Source organism: Microbacterium amylolyticum, assembly GCF_011046975.1.
Classification (GTDB): domain Bacteria; phylum Actinomycetota; class Actinomycetes; order Actinomycetales; family Microbacteriaceae; genus Microbacterium; species Microbacterium amylolyticum.
In genome coordinates this window covers 253,658-268,146 of sequence record NZ_CP049253.1, presented here as the reverse complement: position 1 = coordinate 268,146, position 14,489 = coordinate 253,658, and the positions used below count along the sequence as shown (strand labels likewise).

The 14,489-nt window shown below is 63.2% G+C and carries 14 protein-coding genes and 2 tRNA genes; 9 read left to right on the top strand and 7 right to left on the bottom strand.

What is annotated here, in order from left to right; genetic code table 11:
- Window positions 1-127: 127 nt before the first annotated feature.
- Both pepN and G6N81_RS01425 read left to right on the top strand, forming a co-directional pair.
- Window positions 128-2,701 (top strand): aminopeptidase N, encoded by a 2,574-nt coding sequence (pepN, locus tag G6N81_RS01430; protein ID WP_165132109.1) that lies wholly within the window; start codon window positions 128-130, stop codon window positions 2,699-2,701.
- Window positions 2,701-3,108 carry a globin gene (locus G6N81_RS01425; protein ID WP_165132106.1) on the top strand — a complete coding sequence of 136 codons (408 nt, stop codon included), beginning with the start codon at window positions 2,701-2,703 and terminating at the stop codon, window positions 3,106-3,108. Before pepN ends, G6N81_RS01425 begins: the two co-directional genes overlap by 1 nt.
- Window positions 3,109-3,112: 4 nt before the next feature.
- Here G6N81_RS01425 and G6N81_RS01420 read toward each other — a convergent pair whose 3' ends face one another.
- The gene (locus G6N81_RS01420) at window positions 3,113-3,934 is read right to left on the bottom strand and encodes an acyl-CoA thioesterase (protein WP_165137561.1); all 822 of its coding nucleotides are present in this window, start codon (window positions 3,932-3,934) and stop codon (window positions 3,113-3,115) included.
- Between the two features lie 108 nt (window positions 3,935-4,042).
- Here G6N81_RS01420 and G6N81_RS01415 point away from each other — a divergent pair, with 108 nt between their 5' ends.
- A complete protein-coding gene (locus G6N81_RS01415; protein ID WP_165132103.1) occupies window positions 4,043-4,708 on the top strand; it encodes a DUF8185 domain-containing protein in 666 nt (221 codons plus the stop codon).
- Here G6N81_RS01415 and sufU read toward each other — a convergent pair.
- The 3 genes from sufU to G6N81_RS01400 form a co-directional block, all read right to left on the bottom strand.
- Window positions 4,665-5,138 (bottom strand): Fe-S cluster assembly sulfur transfer protein SufU, encoded by a 474-nt coding sequence (gene sufU, locus G6N81_RS01410; RefSeq protein WP_165132100.1) that lies wholly within the window; start codon window positions 5,136-5,138, stop codon window positions 4,665-4,667. The two genes, G6N81_RS01415 and sufU, sit on opposite strands and share 44 nt — an antisense overlap.
- Complete coding sequence (locus G6N81_RS01405; protein WP_165132097.1) at window positions 5,135-6,388, bottom strand: SufS family cysteine desulfurase; 1,254 nt, start codon at window positions 6,386-6,388, stop codon at window positions 5,135-5,137. The genes sufU and G6N81_RS01405 overlap by 4 nt, the downstream gene beginning before the upstream one ends.
- Before the next feature lie 83 nt (window positions 6,389-6,471).
- A complete protein-coding gene (locus G6N81_RS01400; RefSeq protein ID WP_241245019.1) occupies window positions 6,472-6,930 on the bottom strand; it encodes an acyl-CoA thioesterase in 459 nt (152 codons plus the stop codon).
- A 333-nt stretch (window positions 6,931-7,263) separates the two neighbouring features.
- On the opposite strand from G6N81_RS01400, the gene G6N81_RS01395 reads away from it, so the two are divergent.
- The 3 genes from G6N81_RS01395 to G6N81_RS01385 are packed head-to-tail and all read left to right on the top strand — an operon-like array spanning window position 7,264 to window position 10,445.
- Window positions 7,264-8,577 (top strand): quaternary amine ABC transporter ATP-binding protein, encoded by a 1,314-nt coding sequence (locus G6N81_RS01395; protein ID WP_165132091.1) that lies wholly within the window; start codon window positions 7,264-7,266, stop codon window positions 8,575-8,577.
- A complete protein-coding gene (locus G6N81_RS01390; RefSeq protein WP_165132089.1) occupies window positions 8,574-9,467 on the top strand; it encodes an ABC transporter permease in 894 nt (297 codons plus the stop codon). The genes G6N81_RS01395 and G6N81_RS01390 overlap by 4 nt, the downstream gene beginning before the upstream one ends.
- A 57-nt stretch (window positions 9,468-9,524) precedes the next feature.
- On the top strand, window positions 9,525-10,445 hold the full coding sequence (locus G6N81_RS01385) for a glycine betaine ABC transporter substrate-binding protein (protein WP_165137558.1): 921 nt from the start codon (window positions 9,525-9,527) through the stop codon (window positions 10,443-10,445).
- Between the two features lie 62 nt (window positions 10,446-10,507).
- On the opposite strand, the gene ettA is transcribed toward G6N81_RS01385, so the two are convergent.
- From ettA to msrA, 3 genes are all read right to left on the bottom strand, one after another.
- A complete protein-coding gene (ettA, locus tag G6N81_RS01380) occupies window positions 10,508-12,190 on the bottom strand; it encodes an energy-dependent translational throttle protein EttA (protein WP_165132087.1) in 1,683 nt (560 codons plus the stop codon).
- A 55-nt stretch (window positions 12,191-12,245) separates the two neighbouring features.
- Complete coding sequence (locus G6N81_RS01375; RefSeq protein ID WP_165132085.1) at window positions 12,246-12,845, bottom strand: single-stranded DNA-binding protein; 600 nt, start codon at window positions 12,843-12,845, stop codon at window positions 12,246-12,248.
- A 68-nt stretch (window positions 12,846-12,913) separates the two neighbouring features.
- Complete coding sequence (msrA, locus tag G6N81_RS01370) at window positions 12,914-13,459, bottom strand: peptide-methionine (S)-S-oxide reductase MsrA (protein WP_165137555.1); 546 nt, start codon at window positions 13,457-13,459, stop codon at window positions 12,914-12,916.
- 155 nt (window positions 13,460-13,614) lie between these two features.
- On the opposite strand from msrA, the gene G6N81_RS01365 reads away from it, so the two are divergent.
- The 3 genes from G6N81_RS01365 (at window position 13,615) to G6N81_RS01355 (ending at window position 14,454) form a co-directional block, all read left to right on the top strand.
- A tRNA-Arg gene (locus tag G6N81_RS01365) sits at window positions 13,615-13,687 on the top strand.
- A 79-nt stretch (window positions 13,688-13,766) separates the two neighbouring features.
- Window positions 13,767-14,345, top strand: coding sequence for an oligoribonuclease (gene orn / locus G6N81_RS01360; RefSeq protein WP_241245018.1), 579 nt, complete (start codon window positions 13,767-13,769; stop codon window positions 14,343-14,345).
- Window positions 14,346-14,381: 36 nt separating this feature from the next.
- Window positions 14,382-14,454: transfer RNA gene (locus tag G6N81_RS01355), tRNA-His, on the top strand.
- Window positions 14,455-14,489 lie beyond the last annotated feature (35 nt).

The window sequence follows — 14,489 nt, the reverse complement described above, 5'->3', positions numbered from 1 at the left end:
CACCAGACACAGGCGGTCGGCTCAGGACACAACCAGCTGAAAGCTCAAGGTCGTAGGCTGTACCAGTTGCCCGGGGCAGGTCACTGCACGGGCGGATCCCCCGATACGACTTTTGGGAGCAGCAACAGTGCCTGGAGAGAACCTCACTCGCCGCGAGGCGGAGGAACGCCGCGCCGTCGTCGATACCCGCAGCTACGAGGTCGCACTCGACCTCACCAAGGGCGCGGAGGTGTTTGGATCGCGCAGTGTCGTTCGATTCGGTGCAACGCCCGGCGCGAGCACGTTTATCGACCTGATCGCGAGCGATGTGCGGGAGGTGACGCTCAACGGTCGCGAAATCGAGCCGTCGACCGTGTACGCGGACTCGCGCATTCGCCTCGATGACCTCGCCGCCGAGAACGAGTTGATCGTCGATGCCGACTGCGCGTACACGAATACGGGCGAAGGACTTCATCGATTCGTCGACCCTGTCGATGACGAGGTCTACCTCTACACGCAGTTCGAGGTACCGGACTCACGTCGCGTCTTCGCCGTGTTCGAACAGCCGGACCTCAAGGCCACGTTCCAGTTCACGGTGACCGCTCCGAAGGAGTGGAAGGTTGTCTCGAACCAGCCAACGCCGGAGCCGATCCCTCACGAAGAGGGCGGAGCCGCCACGTGGGGCTTCGAGCCGACGCCTCGCGTCTCGTCCTACATCACCGCGCTTGTGGCCGGTCCGTACGAGGAGGTGCGTGACGAGCTCATCAACAGCGAGGGACGCACGATTCCCCTCGGCGTTTTCGCACGCAAGAGCCTCTGGCCGTACATGGATTCCGACTACATCTTCGAGAAGACGAAGCAGGGCTTCGCCTACTTCGAGACGAAGTTCGGCGTCGCGTATCCCTTCGCGAAGTACGACCAGCTTTTCGTCCCCGAGTTCAACGCGGGCGCCATGGAAAACGCGGGCGCCGTCACCTTCACGGAGGCCTATGTCTTCCGCAGCAAGGTGACGGACGCCGTGAAGGAACGTCGCGTTGTGACGATCCTCCACGAGCTTGCGCACATGTGGTTCGGCGATCTGGTCACGATGAAGTGGTGGAACGACCTCTGGCTCAACGAGTCCTTCGCGGAGTGGGCATCGACGATCGCCACCGCAGAGGCAACCGAATGGACGGGAGCCTGGACCACGTTCAACGCCATGGAGAAGACCTGGGCGTATAAACAGGACCAGCTGCCGTCGACGCACCCCATCGTCGCAGAGATCAATGACCTCGAAGATGTGCAGGTGAACTTCGATGGCATCACCTATGCCAAGGGCGGCTCCGTCCTGAAGCAGCTTGCCGCGTACGTCGGCATCGATGCCTTCTTCCAGGGCGTGGGAGCCTACTTCCGCAAACACGCCTTCCAGAACACCACCCTCCCCGACCTCCTCATCGAGCTCGAGCGCACAAGCGGCCGAGACCTGAGCACGTGGACGGCCAAGTGGCTCGAAACAGCCGGTGTGAACACTCTCACCCCCGTGATCGATGATGACGTGGATGGAAAGATCACCCGTTTCGCGGTGATGCAGACGGCACCGGCCGACTACCCGACAATCCGCCCGCACCGTATGGGAATCGGTTTTTACGACCGCCGCGGCGGACAATTGGTGTGCACACATCACGTCGAGGTCGACATCGACGGCGATCTCACGGAGGTCTCCGAGCTGAAGGGCCGCCGCCGACCGGACCTGGTTCTGCTCAATGACGGCGACCTGGCGTACGCAAAGATCCGTCTCGATCAGAACAGCCTCGGCACGGCGATTGCGCACTTGGCAGACATCGCCGACCCGCTGGCGCGTTCACTCGTCTGGGGCGCCGCATGGGACATGACGCGCGACGGCGAAATGGCAGCGCGCGACTATATCGACCTCGTTCTGCAGGGAATCGGCTCAGAAACCGAGTCGACAACGATCCGCACCACACTCGCCCAACTGCGGCTCGCGGCCAATGACTACGTCACGCCCGAAACGCGCGACGCCCAGCGCTCGCGCGTTGCGACGGCCCTGTGGAGCCTGCTCCAGCAGGCGGTTCCCGGAAGCGATCTGCAGTTGCAGTTCGCGACGGCCTTCGCCGCTGCCGCATCGCGCCCCGAGCACTGGGAGAACGTTCGCGCGCTCCGGGACGGAACGCTCGTCATCGAGGGGCTGGACATCGACACCGATCTGTCGTGGCAGCTTCTCGTCTCACTTGCTGCGGGCGATGCCGTCTCTCCCGCAGAGATCGATGCTGCTCTGGCGGCTGACAACACCGCGAAGGGCGCCGAGTTTGCGGCACAGGCACGGGCCGCGTTGCCCGGCGTAGACGCCAAACAGGCCGCGTGGGCGTCGCTCATCGATTCCGACGCACTCCCCAACACGGTCGTTCGCGCAACGGCCGCGGGCTTTACCCACCCGGCGACACGAGCCGATCTCGAGCCGTTCGTCTCGCGGTACTTCGACATGGTGATTCCGGTGTGGGAAGGACGCTCCTTCCAGATCGCGTCGTATCTGATCGAACTGCTCTACCCCGCCGAGCTGGGCGGGGCGGCGCTGCGCGACACGACACGCGCGTGGCTCGCCGAGAATGCGACTGCCCCCGCGGCGCTGCGCCGGATCGTGGCAGAAAACCTCGCGGGCGTTGAGCGCGCCCTGACCGCGCAGGCGCGCGACGCGGACGCCGCCGACGAAGACGACGACGCCTAATGGTGCAGATTCAGCCGTCGGGCGACCACCAGACCAGCTTCTATGAGCAGGTCGGTGGGCGACCGACGTTTGCGAAGCTCACTCGCGTCTTTTACCGTGAGGTCGCGGCAGACGAGGTGCTCAAGCCGATGTACCCGGAAGAGGACCTCGGGCCGGCCGAAGAGCGGCTGCTGATGTTCCTCGAACAATACTGGGGCGGGCCGACCACCTATGGCGAGCAGCGCGGGCACCCGCGCCTGCGCATGCGTCACATGCCGTACAAGATCAATCCTGATGCGCGCGATCGCTGGCTCCGCTGCATGCGCGTTGCGGTTGACGAGCTGGAGTTGTCTCCCCTGCACGAGTCCACGCTGTGGGATTATCTCGAACGTGCGGCTCTCGCGATGGTGAATACCTTCGAAGATTGATCTATCAGGGGTAATCCGGCGTGCGCACCATGGTCTCCTGCGCGACGCTCGCCACGAGCTCACCGTTTCGGGAGTAGATGCGTCCGGTATTCATCCCCCGTCCGCCCTGAGACGTTGGCGACTCGGCGGCATAAAGCAACCATTCGTCCACACGCGCCGGCCGGTGCCACCAGAGCGCGTGGTCGAGACTGGCCGTTCGCAGCCCCCGCGTCCGCCACGGAACACCGTTTGCGCGAAGCGTGGCCTCCTGAATCGTGAAGTCGCTCATGTACGCCAAAACGGCGCTGTGCAGCCGCGGGTCGTCTGCCAACGGCTGCCGAATCCGCATCCACGTCGCCTGATCAGGCCGAACCTCATCGACCTCGAAATAGATACTCCCCCCGACGTGCCGAGACTCGATCGGACTCCGTCGCAGGAGCCCCGCCCTCTCCCCGAGAACGTCCTCAGCCGAACGCAGTTCTTCCGGGGCGGTTACGTCTGGCATCGCCAGCTGATGCTCCATGCCCGGATCGATGTCCTGGAACGACGCGATCGCGCTGAATATCGGGGTCGCATTCTGCGATGCCTGGACCCGCCTGCGGGAGAAGGAACGTCCGTCGTGGATACGCTCCACGGAAAAATCGATGGGAATCTCGACACTTCCTGGCCGGAGGAAGTACCCGTGGAGCGAATGAGGAAAGCGATCGTCCGCGACAGTCCTCATCGCTGCGGCGACGCCCTGGGCGACCACCTGTCCGCCGAAAACACGGCCATTCGGCATCGGATGCGAGATGCCCGTGAACGTATCCTCTCCCGTGCGCTGAATGTCAAGCACCCCCAGCAGCATCGCTATCGGATCGCTGGGCAACTCTGCTTCGGCCACGTCGTCTCCTCATCACCGGTCGCGGTGCAATACACGGATATTCCGCATCGTCACGCCACTAGTCTAGAAAGGATGACTGCGCGATTGGTTTTAGCGGATGCCCCGTCGGCCCAGGACGCCCTAACGTTCGCCGGACGAGCGGCCAGAGTGTCCGATGAGGGCGTGCGGCTGCAGGCAGACCGCGGTGTGCTCGCCATGACCGCCGCGGCGCTCGCCCCCAAGGGCCTGCTGGACCGCACGCCGACGATTCTGGCGATGCGTATCCTTCACGCAGACCCCGAGCTGCAGTGTGACCTCGTAGTCACCAGCCTCACCGAGAGCGACGACCCGTCCCAGCTCTCACTCCCGGATCAGGCCATCGCCCCGGCATGGGCAGGAATTGCGCCCCCACGCTCCGGCTGGTCGCGTGCCGGCGAACTCCCGGCGGCGACGCTCGCCAATCGCGCGCAGTGGGGCATTGCGGCCGTTGCGCACCAGGTCCCCACCGATGCAGGAGAAGACGCCGTGCGCGCCATCCGAGGATCGGTCTGGGGAGCGCCCGACGAGGAACTCGACGGTCTGCCGCTCGGCGTGGCCTTTGCGGCGTTCTCCTTCGGTTTCATCGCCGGCGAAGAACAGGCTCAGGTCTCAACGGCAGGACGATGGACGCGAATTTCGTTGACCCGGGGACACATTCTCTCGCGGGGGCCCGCTGTTACCGGGATGACGCAGATTCGTTCGACGGGCCCTGTTCGTTAACGGAGGCTTCTTTGAGGTCGGCTTCGAAGGCGACCCAGGCAAGCATGGCGCACTTGACGCGCATGACGTATTTCGCCGTGTTCTGGAATGCCGCGGCGTCGCCGAGCGCCTCCGAAGGTTCGACCTTGCCTCGTGAGCGCATCATGTCGCGAAACTCATCGATGCGCGCCTGGGCGTCCTCTACGGTCTGACCGAGCAGAAGCCCGCTCATCATCGAAGCCGATGACATCGAGATACTGCACCCGTCGCCGTCCCACTCCAGACCAGACACGTGTCCATCGGTGATGGTGATTCCCATTGTGATCTCGTCACCGCACGACGGGTTCAGTTCGTGGTGGGTAAAAGGGTGCCGGGCCGGGTCGCCCTTGCCCTCGGGGTGCTTCGCGTGATCCAGGATCAACTCCTGGTACATCGCTTCAAGGCCGCTCATCGATCCACTCCAAAAAATGCTCGGACATCGCCCAGCGCGCTTTCGAGCGCGGCGACGTCATCCAACGTCGTGTATACGGATGCACTCGCGCGCGTTGTCGACGGCGTTCCGAGCGCACGGTGAAGAGGCTGCGCACAGTGGTGCCCCGTGCGCACGGTGATGCCCTTATCGTCGAGGAACTGTCCGACATCGTGCGCGTGCACACCCTGCACCATGAAGCTCACAAGCGCCGCACGGTGCTCACCGGCGGCGGGACCGACAAGAGACACCCCGGGGGTGCGTTCGACGACATCAACGAGAGCATGCGCCATCTCGGTTTCGTGCGCGGCAACCGCACCCATGCCGAGCTCGTCCAGATAAGAGATCGCTGCTCCAAAGCCAATTGCTTCTGTCACTGGCTGTGTGCCCGCCTCAAACCGCTGCGGTGCCGGGAGGAACTCGGCCTTCTCCATCGTGACGGTTGTGATCATCGATCCCCCTGTGCGCGCAGGAGGAAGCATGTCGAGAAGCTCAGCGCGTCCGTACAACGCGCCAATGCCCGTCGGCCCGAGGGCCTTATGCGAGGAGAAAGCGGCGAAGTCCACTCCGAGCTCACCGAATTTCACACTCATGTGCGGAACGGATTGGCAGGCGTCGAGAACCGTGACCGCTCCGACGGAGCGCGCAATCTCGACGATGTCGGCGACCGGCGCCACAAAACCCGTGACGTTCGACACGTGGGCGAAGGCGATAACGCGCGTACGCGCAGAAACGACCTGGCGCAGTCCATCGAGTGTCCAGAGTCCGCGCTGATCAACGGGCGCCCAGCGCAAAATTGCACCGGTCTTGGCCGCAAGCCGCTGCCACGGAATGAGATTCGCGTGGTGCTCCGCCTCGGTCACGACGATCTCGTCACCCGCACGAAGAGCGAAACGGTCGTCGCCCAACCCTGCAGAGGAATCCGCCATCCCGAGCGCGATGACGTTGAGGGCGTCGGTTGCGTTCGATGTCCAGACGATCTCGCGCTCGCCGGCGCCGACGAAGCGAGCAACGGCCTCGCGGGCTTCTTCGAAAGCCCAGGTAGCCTCGCCCGTTGCCATACTGGAGCCACGGTGTACGGCGGCGTAGTCTTTCCGCGCAAACTCGGCAGAAGCGTCGATCACCCGGGCCGGACGTTGCGCCGTCGCCCCGGAGTCGAGATAAACCGCGCCAGGGTCCGCGGAAAAATAGGGGAAGTCCGCACGGAGGGCGGATCCGGGAGTCATAGCCATGCCAGCTCTCCTTGAACGTGCGAGGTGTCGACACTCCATCCTCCCCTATCTCGGCGGTGACGGTCGCGTCATGACGGGAGTTCTCAGCGGCGCGTGAACGCGATCGGCTCGCCGAGATATCGCGACCACGCCTCGCGAACAGGATCCGGCAATCGAACGGGCCGCCCCGTTTTCTGAAGAACCAGGACGAGGGTCGACGCGGCACGCGCGAACAGCACCTCTGCCGCGGCATCACGCACCTCATACATCAGCTGGGCAGACGAGCCACCGAGCTTCGAAAACCACATCTGCACATCGAGTGGCTCCTGCAGATAGGGAATCGGAGCGAGATATTCGAACTCATTCCGGACGATCAGAGTGAAGAAGGGACCGAGATCGCCCACCATCAGCTGCGGTGTGAACACCGCAGTGTCACGGCGTCGCTCAAGATCCTCGTGTTCCCAGAAGGCACGAACCCGCGCTTCTTCGAGTAGCTGAGCGAACGTCGCGTTGTTGACGTGTCCGAAGGCGTCCTGGTCTCCCCAGCGGAGGTGCACGGGCACATGAATACGGCATGTCACGGGTGGTTGTGTCCTCACGATTGCATAACGTCCCGCTTGTGCGAAGCACCGCGCGATTGTCGTCCTGATCGCCGGATTCTACGGCACGTGGCCAGGTCCCACGGCCTCACCTCGGCGGCCTGAAGACCGGCAACAGCCCGATGAACGAACATTTTCGGGACCAAGGGCCGTTATTGTGGAGATCATTCGAGGTGCCTTGCGTAACCCGGCTACCTCCCCTCATGAGGCGACGCGTCCGACACGACCCCGTGGGGTTGCCCATCCCGACGATGAGGGTCGAGCGCGCGCATTACGCCCGCGGCATGCGCTCGTCATATGGAGAACGTGACCGAACACGATAATGACGTGCTCGTGCGCGCCGAGGGCCTGTACAAGGTTTTTGGCAAACGCCAGCAAGAATCGGTGGAGAAACTGCGACGCGGAGCGTCGCGGGATGATCTCGACGGGGCAACCGCTGCCGTCATCGATGCCTCCTTCGAGGTGAAGCGCGGCGAGATCTTCGTCGTGATGGGGCTGTCCGGATCGGGCAAGTCGACGCTGATTCGCATGATCAACGGACTGTACGACGCCACAGCGGGCTCGCTCGAGATCGACGGTCAAAACATCATCGACATGCCGGACAAGACGTTGCGCGAGATCCGACGCGACCATGTGGCGATGGTGTTCCAGCACTTCGCGCTACTTCCCCACCGGACGGTTGCCGACAACGTGGCGTACCCGCTGGAGCTTCGCGGCGTGGAAAAATCCGTGCGCCAGGCACGAGCACACGAGATTCTCGATCTTGTCGGCCTCACCGGCTGGGGGCAGAAGCTCCCCAACCAGCTTTCCGGCGGAATGCAGCAGCGCGTTGGCATCGCACGTGCGCTGGCAGCCGACACCGACATTCTGCTCATGGACGAGGCCTTCAGCGCGCTGGATCCGCTGATCCGTCGCGAGATGCAAGATCAGCTGCTTGAGCTCCAGAAGGACCTCGGCAAGACGATTATCTTCATTACGCACGACCTCAACGAGGCCATGTATCTCGGCGACAGAATCGCCGTCATGCGCGATGGCCGAATCGTTCAGGTGGGAACGCCCGAAGACATTCTCACGGACCCCGCGAACGACTATGTCGAGCAGTTCGTCCAGGACGTCGATCGCGCACGCGTGCTTACGGCGGCCAATGTGATGGAAAAAGCGCGTCCCGTCATCAGCGTCAAGGACGGCCCTCGAACAGCACTTCGCGCGATGCGCGATCCATTCCTCGGCGCAGCGTACGTCGTCGACGCCGATCGCCACATTGTTGGCATGATCACCGATCACGATGCCATGCGCCTGGTCCAGAAGGGCGAACGCACCCTGACCTCTCGCATCACGCCGATTTCGTCGGCTGTCGTTCGCGACTCCGACGTACTCATGGATATCTTCGTCCCCGCCGTTGAAGCGCCTCTGCCTCTCGCCGTGATCGACGATGAGGATCGCCTTGTCGGCGTCATCCCGCGCATCACCCTTCTCGCAGCGCTCGGCCCGGGACCGAACGCAACGGAGGAGATCACGCTGCCCACCGCTCCCCTGTCGAACGCGATCATCGACGAGGTTCTCGCCGAACCGGATACCGGCTCGGCCGAAGAAACGGAGATCACACGATGACGACCGACATGCTCCGCATTCCCGTCGGACGGTGGGTGTCGGACGGCTTCGATTGGCTGGCCGACAACGTTTCGTGGCTGTTCGACTTCCTCAAGGTCGTCATGGGCTGGCTCCTGGGCGCGGTTGTCGACGGCCTTCTCGCCGTTCCCTTCCCCGTCCTCATCCTGCTGGCCGCGCTCATCGCGTGGATCGTTCGTTCTTGGCAGCTCGCTGTTGGCACAGTCCTGATGTTCATGCTCATCGTCGCGATGGACAAGTGGGAGCCCGCGATGCAAACGCTGGGTCTCGTCATCGTGGCGACTGTGGTTGCCCTGGCGATCGCGGTTCCGATCGGTATCCTCGCAGCCCGGAACGATGCAGTCAGCTCCTTCATCCGGCCCGTCATGGACTTCATGCAGACGATGCCCGCTCTTGTATGGCTGATCCCTGCCGTGACGTTCTTCTCGATCGGCTTCGTCCCCGGAATGTTCGCCACCGTGATCTTCGCGCTGCCGCCAGGAGTGCGGTTCACGGAGCTCGGAATTCGCGGCGTCGACCAAGAGACCGTCGAGGCCGGAAAAGCCTTTGGTGCAACGCCCGGTCAGATCCTGCGCGGCATTCAGCTCCCCCTCGCAACGCCGACCATCATGGCTGGCGTCAACCAGGTCATCATGCTGGCATTGTCGATGGCCGTCATGGCCGGATTCGTCGGCGCCGATGGTGCGGGAAAGCTGGTGATCGAGGCCCTCGCAACACTCCGTATTGGGACCGGCGTTGAAGCGGGTCTCGCGATCGTTGCGCTGGCGATCTACCTCGACCGTGTCACGGCCGCTCTCGGCACTCCCGCCGACTACCCCCATTCCCTCCTCGGCATGCGGCGCAGCCGCCGTCTCGCGCGCGCCGAGGCATAAAGACCTCCCACCCACAACGCCGCTGATACAGCGGAGAACGAGAGGACACATCGCATGATGACGCGACGCAACACCACGAAGATCGGTGCCATTCTCGGCGCCGGTGCACTCGTCTTCACCCTCGCCTCCTGCGCAACGGATGACGCGCCCGCAGGCCCAGATGACAACGGCACCGCCCCCGGAGCTGCCGGGACGATCACCCTCGGCTTCATTCCCTCCTGGACGGACGGTCTCAGCACCGCCTACCTCCTGGAGAACCAGCTCACGAAGCTCGGCTACAACGTCGAGATGCAGACACTCACCGAGGCGGGCGTTCTCTACACGGCCCTCGCCGGCGGCGACGTCGACATCTACCCCTCGGCGTGGCCTGAGCTGACGCACGCCGAGTACATGACCGAGTACGAGGGGCAGATCGAGGATCTCGGCGCCTACTACCAGGGCGCGAAGCTGACGATCGCCGTTCCTTCGTACACCGACATCGACTCGCTCGAGGACCTGACCGGCAACGCCGACATGTTCGACGGCCAGATCATCGGCATCGAGCCCGGAGCAGGCCTCACGGCTCAGACTGAGAACGTCATGATGCCCGAGTACGACCTGACCGACGACTACGACCTCGTCACTTCGTCGACCGGCGCGATGCTCGCCGAGCTGCGCTCGAAGATGAACAACGAAGAAGACGTCGCGGTCACGCTGTGGCGCCCGTTCTGGGCGTACGGCGAGTTCGATCTGAAGGACCTCGCAGACCCGAAGGGCGCCATGGGCGACCCCGAGGCTCTGCACTTCCTCGGAACCGCCGGCTTCGCTGACGAGTTCCCCGAGGCCGCGGAGTTCATCGCGGGAATCGCCCTCGATGACGAGGCATACGCCTCGCTCGAGGACACCGTTGTGAACCAGTACGGCGAGGGCGAAGAGGCCGAGGCTGTCGCCGCATGGTTGGCGGACAACCCGGGTGCCTTCGAAACGCAGATCGACTAGTCGATAACAAAAAAGGGTCTTCCGGGAGCAGCTTCTCCCGGAAGACCCTTTTTCGTGTGCTCTTAGTCGCGCGTGAGCTTACGGTGCGTCATGCGATGCGGGCGCGCGGCATCGGGGCCGAGGCGCTCGATCTTGTTCTGCTCGTAGGCCTCGAAGTTACCCTCGAACCAGTGCCAGTAAGCCGGCTTCTCGTCCGTGCCCTCGTAGGCAAGGATGTGTGTCGCGATGCGGTCGAGGAACCAGCGATCGTGTGTCACCACCACGGCGCAACCCGGGAACTCGAGCAGCGCGTTCTCAAGAGACTGCAGCGTTTCGACATCGAGGTCGTTGGTGGGCTCGTCGAGCAGGAGCACGTTGCCACCCTGCTTGAGCGTGAGCGCGAGGTTGAGACGGTTGCGCTCACCGCCGGACAGCACACCGGCGCGCTTCTGCTGGTCGGGTCCCTTGAACCCGAACTTCGAGACGTAGGCGCGAGACGGCACTTCGGTCTTGCCGACCATCATCACGTCGAGGCCGTCGGAAACAACCTCCCACAGCGTCTTGTCGGGATCGATACCGCCACGTGTCTGGTCAACGTAGCTGAGCTTGACCGTCTCTCCGATGCGGAGGTCACCGCTGTCAAGCGGTTCGAGGCCGACGATCGTCTTGAACAGCGTAGTCTTACCCGCTCCGTTGGGGCCGATGACGCCGACGATACCGTTGGGCGGAAGACTGAAGGTGAGACCGTCGATGAGGACGCGGCCGTCGAAGCCCTTCTGAATGTTCTTCGCCTCGATCACGATGTTGCCCAGGCGCGGTCCGGCGGGAATCTGAATCTCGTCGAAATCGAGTTTCTTCGTACGCTCGGCCTCGGCAGCCATCTCTTCGTATCGAGCCAGACGGGCCTTCGACTTCGCTTGACGCCCCTTGGTGTTCGAACGCACCCACTCGAGCTCGTCCTTGAGGCGCTTTTGCAGCTTGACATCCTTCTTGCCCTGGACGTTGAGGCGTTCCGCCTTCTTCTCGAGGTATGTCGAGTAGTTACCCTCGTACGGGTACAGCCGACCGCGGTCGACTTCGGCGATCCACTCGGCGACGTGATCGAGGAAATACCGGTCGTGGGTGATCGCGATCACCGCGCCGGGGTACTTCTGCAAGTGCTGCTCCAGCCACAGCACGCTTTCGGCGTCGAGGTGGTTGGTGGGTTCGTCGAGCAGCAGCAGGTCTGGCTTTTCGAGCAGGAGTTTGCAGAGCGCAACACGGCGTTTTTCACCACCGGAGAGGTTTGCGATCTGCGCGTCTCCCGGCGGGGTACGCAGCGCGTCCATCGCCTGGTCCAGCTGCGCGTCCAGATCCCATGCGTCAACCGCGTCGATGGACTCCTGAAGAGTGCCCATCTCGGCCAGAAGGGTGTCGAAATCGGCGTCGGGCTCGGCCATCATCGCCGAGATCTCGTTGAACCGGTCGACCTTTCCCTTGATGTCGCGAACGCCGTCCTGCACGTTCTCCAGCACCGTCTTCGATTCATCGAGCTCGGGCTCCTGCAGAAGGATTCCGACCGTGAAGCCGGGCGTGAGCGCAGCGTCGCCGTTAGACGGCTGATCGAGGCCCGCCATGATCTTCAGGATTGTCGACTTGCCGGCACCGTTCGGGCCGACCATACCGATCTTCGCTCCGGGCAGGAACGACATCGTCACGTCGTCGAGAATCAGCTTGTCGCCCACCTGTTTGCGGGCGCGGACCATTTGGTAAATGTACTCAGCCATGTCACCAAATAGTCTACGGGGCCGACGGATCAAATCCGAGAGAGCGTCCTGCGGATCAGTAGGGAACTTCGTCGGGCACGAAGGCCTCCTGCCCGGGTTCGCGCGCCGACCAGTCTCCGCCCTCCGACGTCACCTGAGGCTCGGACACGTCCGTAGCCGCGGACGTCTGATGTTCGTATCCGGGCGATGTCTCGCCGGGGGCAACGGTGGGCACGAGCGAAGCCACTGCCTCGCGGGACGCCGCAGGCGCCGTCACGATGGGAGCGAACCGCAGATCCAGACCGATCGCGTCGGCTGTCACCTCCGCGTCGGTTCCGCTGCGTTCCCCCGCTTCCCAATCGCGCATCTTCAGCGAGCCGGCAACAACAACGCGTTGCCCTTTGCGAAGCGACGCCGCGGAGTGCTCAGCCAGCTTCTTGAACGCCGAAACGGAGTACGCGTTGACCGATTCTTCGTACCAGTTGCCCGTCTCGGCGTCGCGGCGCCGATTCGACGTCAGCACGCGAAAAGCGATCACGGCGTCGCCGGATTTTGTCTGCCGCTGAACCGGGTCAGTGGCAATGTTGCCGACAATCGTGATGGATTCTGGCATCAGGTGTCCTCTCGTCGCGACGAGGCGCCGTGTGCGCCCGCCGAAGACAGCCTGCAGAAACATCCATGCCACCTGGGCGACAGGTGTTGCCCAGGTGGCACAGTGTCGCGATGATCGCGGGTGTGAATGCCCTACTTCTTCACGTAAGAAGAGAACGCGGCGCGAACTTTGTTGACCTTCGGCACAGCAACGGCGAGGCAGTATCCCTGCCCCGGGTTCTTGCGGAAGAAGTCTTGGTGATGTTCTTCCGCTTCCCAGAACGCCCCGAGCGGCTGGATCGTCGTGACGATGGAGCCTTCCTCAGCGCCGATCGGCGCATCCCACAGCCCGCTTGCCCGCTCACGGGCCGCCTCAAAGAGGGACTTCTGCTCATCGTCCGCGTAGAACATGGCGCCGCGGTACTGCGTTCCCGTGTCAGCGCCCTGCCGGTTGAGCTGGCGGGGATCATGCATGGTAAAAAATGCGTCCAAGATCACATCAGCGGGAATCTCGTCGGGATCAAACGTGACCTTCACCGCTTCTGTGTGCCCCGTCGTTCCCGTGCACACGAGCTCGTAGCTGGGGTGTTCCGCCGAGCCGCCCGTGTACCCCGAAACGACGTCATGAACACCGCGCAGCGCGCGGTACGCGGCGTCAAGGCACCAAAAACATCCACCGGCCACCACAAAAGTCTGCATGTCGTCCTCCCTGTCACTCCTCTGGGCGTATGCCCTCGTCTCAACGCTACGCCTGTCGGCGAGGCCGAGGGCGCGATGGCTGAACACCGTGCCACCGCGGTGCTTTTCTGTCTCTTCCATGATCCTCACCGCGGACCAGATAAGCTGTTCGGCGGCCCCCAGTAGCTCAGTGGACAGAGCAGCGGATTTCTACCCCGTTGGCCGGGTGTTCGAATCACCCCTGGGGGACTGATCGCAGCACGCGGAGAGAAAGAGCGCGAACGTGGGAGCTTTAGAGAACGACAGACTCGTTTGGATCGACTGCGAGATGACGGGGCTCGATCCCTCACGCGATGAAATCGTCGAGATCGCCGTTGTAATCACGGACTTCGACCTCACCATTCTCGATCCCGGGCTTCAGCTCGTGATCAAGGCATCCGATGCGGCGCTCGGGCAGATGAACGACTTCGTCGCAAACATGCACGCGACGAGCGGGCTCGATCGTGAGATCCCCCACGGCATCGCGCTGGCCGAAGCCGAGCAACAGGTGCTCGCCTACATCAAGCGATTCGTTCCGCAGGAGCGCAAGGCGCCGCTGGCCGGAAACACGATCGGCACGGATCGCATGTTCCTTGCGACACATATGCCCGAACTCGATGGGTACCTGCATTACCGCAATGTCGATGTGTCCAGCATCAAGGAGCTGGCCCGCCGATGGATGCCGCGGGTCTACTTCAACGCGCCCGAGAAAAACGGTGGGCATCGTGCACTCGCCGACATTCTCGAGTCAATTCGCGAGCTCCAGTACTACCGTGTCGCCGCCTTTTTGCCTGATCCCGGCCCCACTTCGGAACAAGCTAAAGCAATTTCTGAGAATGTGGTGAACAGCTTCGGCTCTGAGGTGTGACAAGATAGTTCAGTTGCCTCGCACAGCGGGGCCACGGTGGCTATAGCTCAGTCGGTAGAGCGCCTGGTTGTGGTCCAGGAGGTCGCCGGTTCAAGCCCGGTTAGCCACCCGATATGAGTTCGGGAAACTTCTCACACACACCTG

What these genes read in the sequence shown, in the direction of transcription:
- orn (WP_241245018.1), top strand. Translation starts at nt 13,767, where the DNA reads ATGACGGGGCTCGATCCCTCACGCGATGAAATCGTCGAGATCGCCGTT.
- sufU (WP_165132100.1), bottom strand. Translation starts at nt 5,138, where the DNA reads ATGAGCGGCCTTGAAGCGATGTACCAGGAGTTGATCCTGGATCACGCG.
- msrA (WP_165137555.1), bottom strand. Translation starts at nt 13,459, where the DNA reads ATGCAGACTTTTGTGGTGGCCGGTGGATGTTTTTGGTGCCTTGACGCC.
- G6N81_RS01405 (WP_165132097.1), bottom strand. Translation starts at nt 6,388, where the DNA reads ATGGCTATGACTCCCGGATCCGCCCTCCGTGCGGACTTCCCCTATTTT.
- G6N81_RS01425 (WP_165132106.1), top strand. Translation starts at nt 2,701, where the DNA reads ATGGTGCAGATTCAGCCGTCGGGCGACCACCAGACCAGCTTCTATGAG.
- G6N81_RS01390 (WP_165132089.1), top strand. Translation starts at nt 8,574, where the DNA reads ATGACGACCGACATGCTCCGCATTCCCGTCGGACGGTGGGTGTCGGAC.
- G6N81_RS01395 (WP_165132091.1), top strand. Translation starts at nt 7,264, where the DNA reads ATGGAGAACGTGACCGAACACGATAATGACGTGCTCGTGCGCGCCGAG.
- G6N81_RS01375 (WP_165132085.1), bottom strand. Translation starts at nt 12,845, where the DNA reads ATGTTTCTGCAGGCTGTCTTCGGCGGGCGCACACGGCGCCTCGTCGCG.
- G6N81_RS01420 (WP_165137561.1), bottom strand. Translation starts at nt 3,934, where the DNA reads ATGCTGCTGGGGGTGCTTGACATTCAGCGCACGGGAGAGGATACGTTC.
- ettA (WP_165132087.1), bottom strand. Translation starts at nt 12,190, where the DNA reads ATGGCTGAGTACATTTACCAAATGGTCCGCGCCCGCAAACAGGTGGGC.
- G6N81_RS01385 (WP_165137558.1), top strand. Translation starts at nt 9,525, where the DNA reads ATGACGCGACGCAACACCACGAAGATCGGTGCCATTCTCGGCGCCGGT.
- G6N81_RS01415 (WP_165132103.1), top strand. Translation starts at nt 4,043, where the DNA reads ATGACTGCGCGATTGGTTTTAGCGGATGCCCCGTCGGCCCAGGACGCC.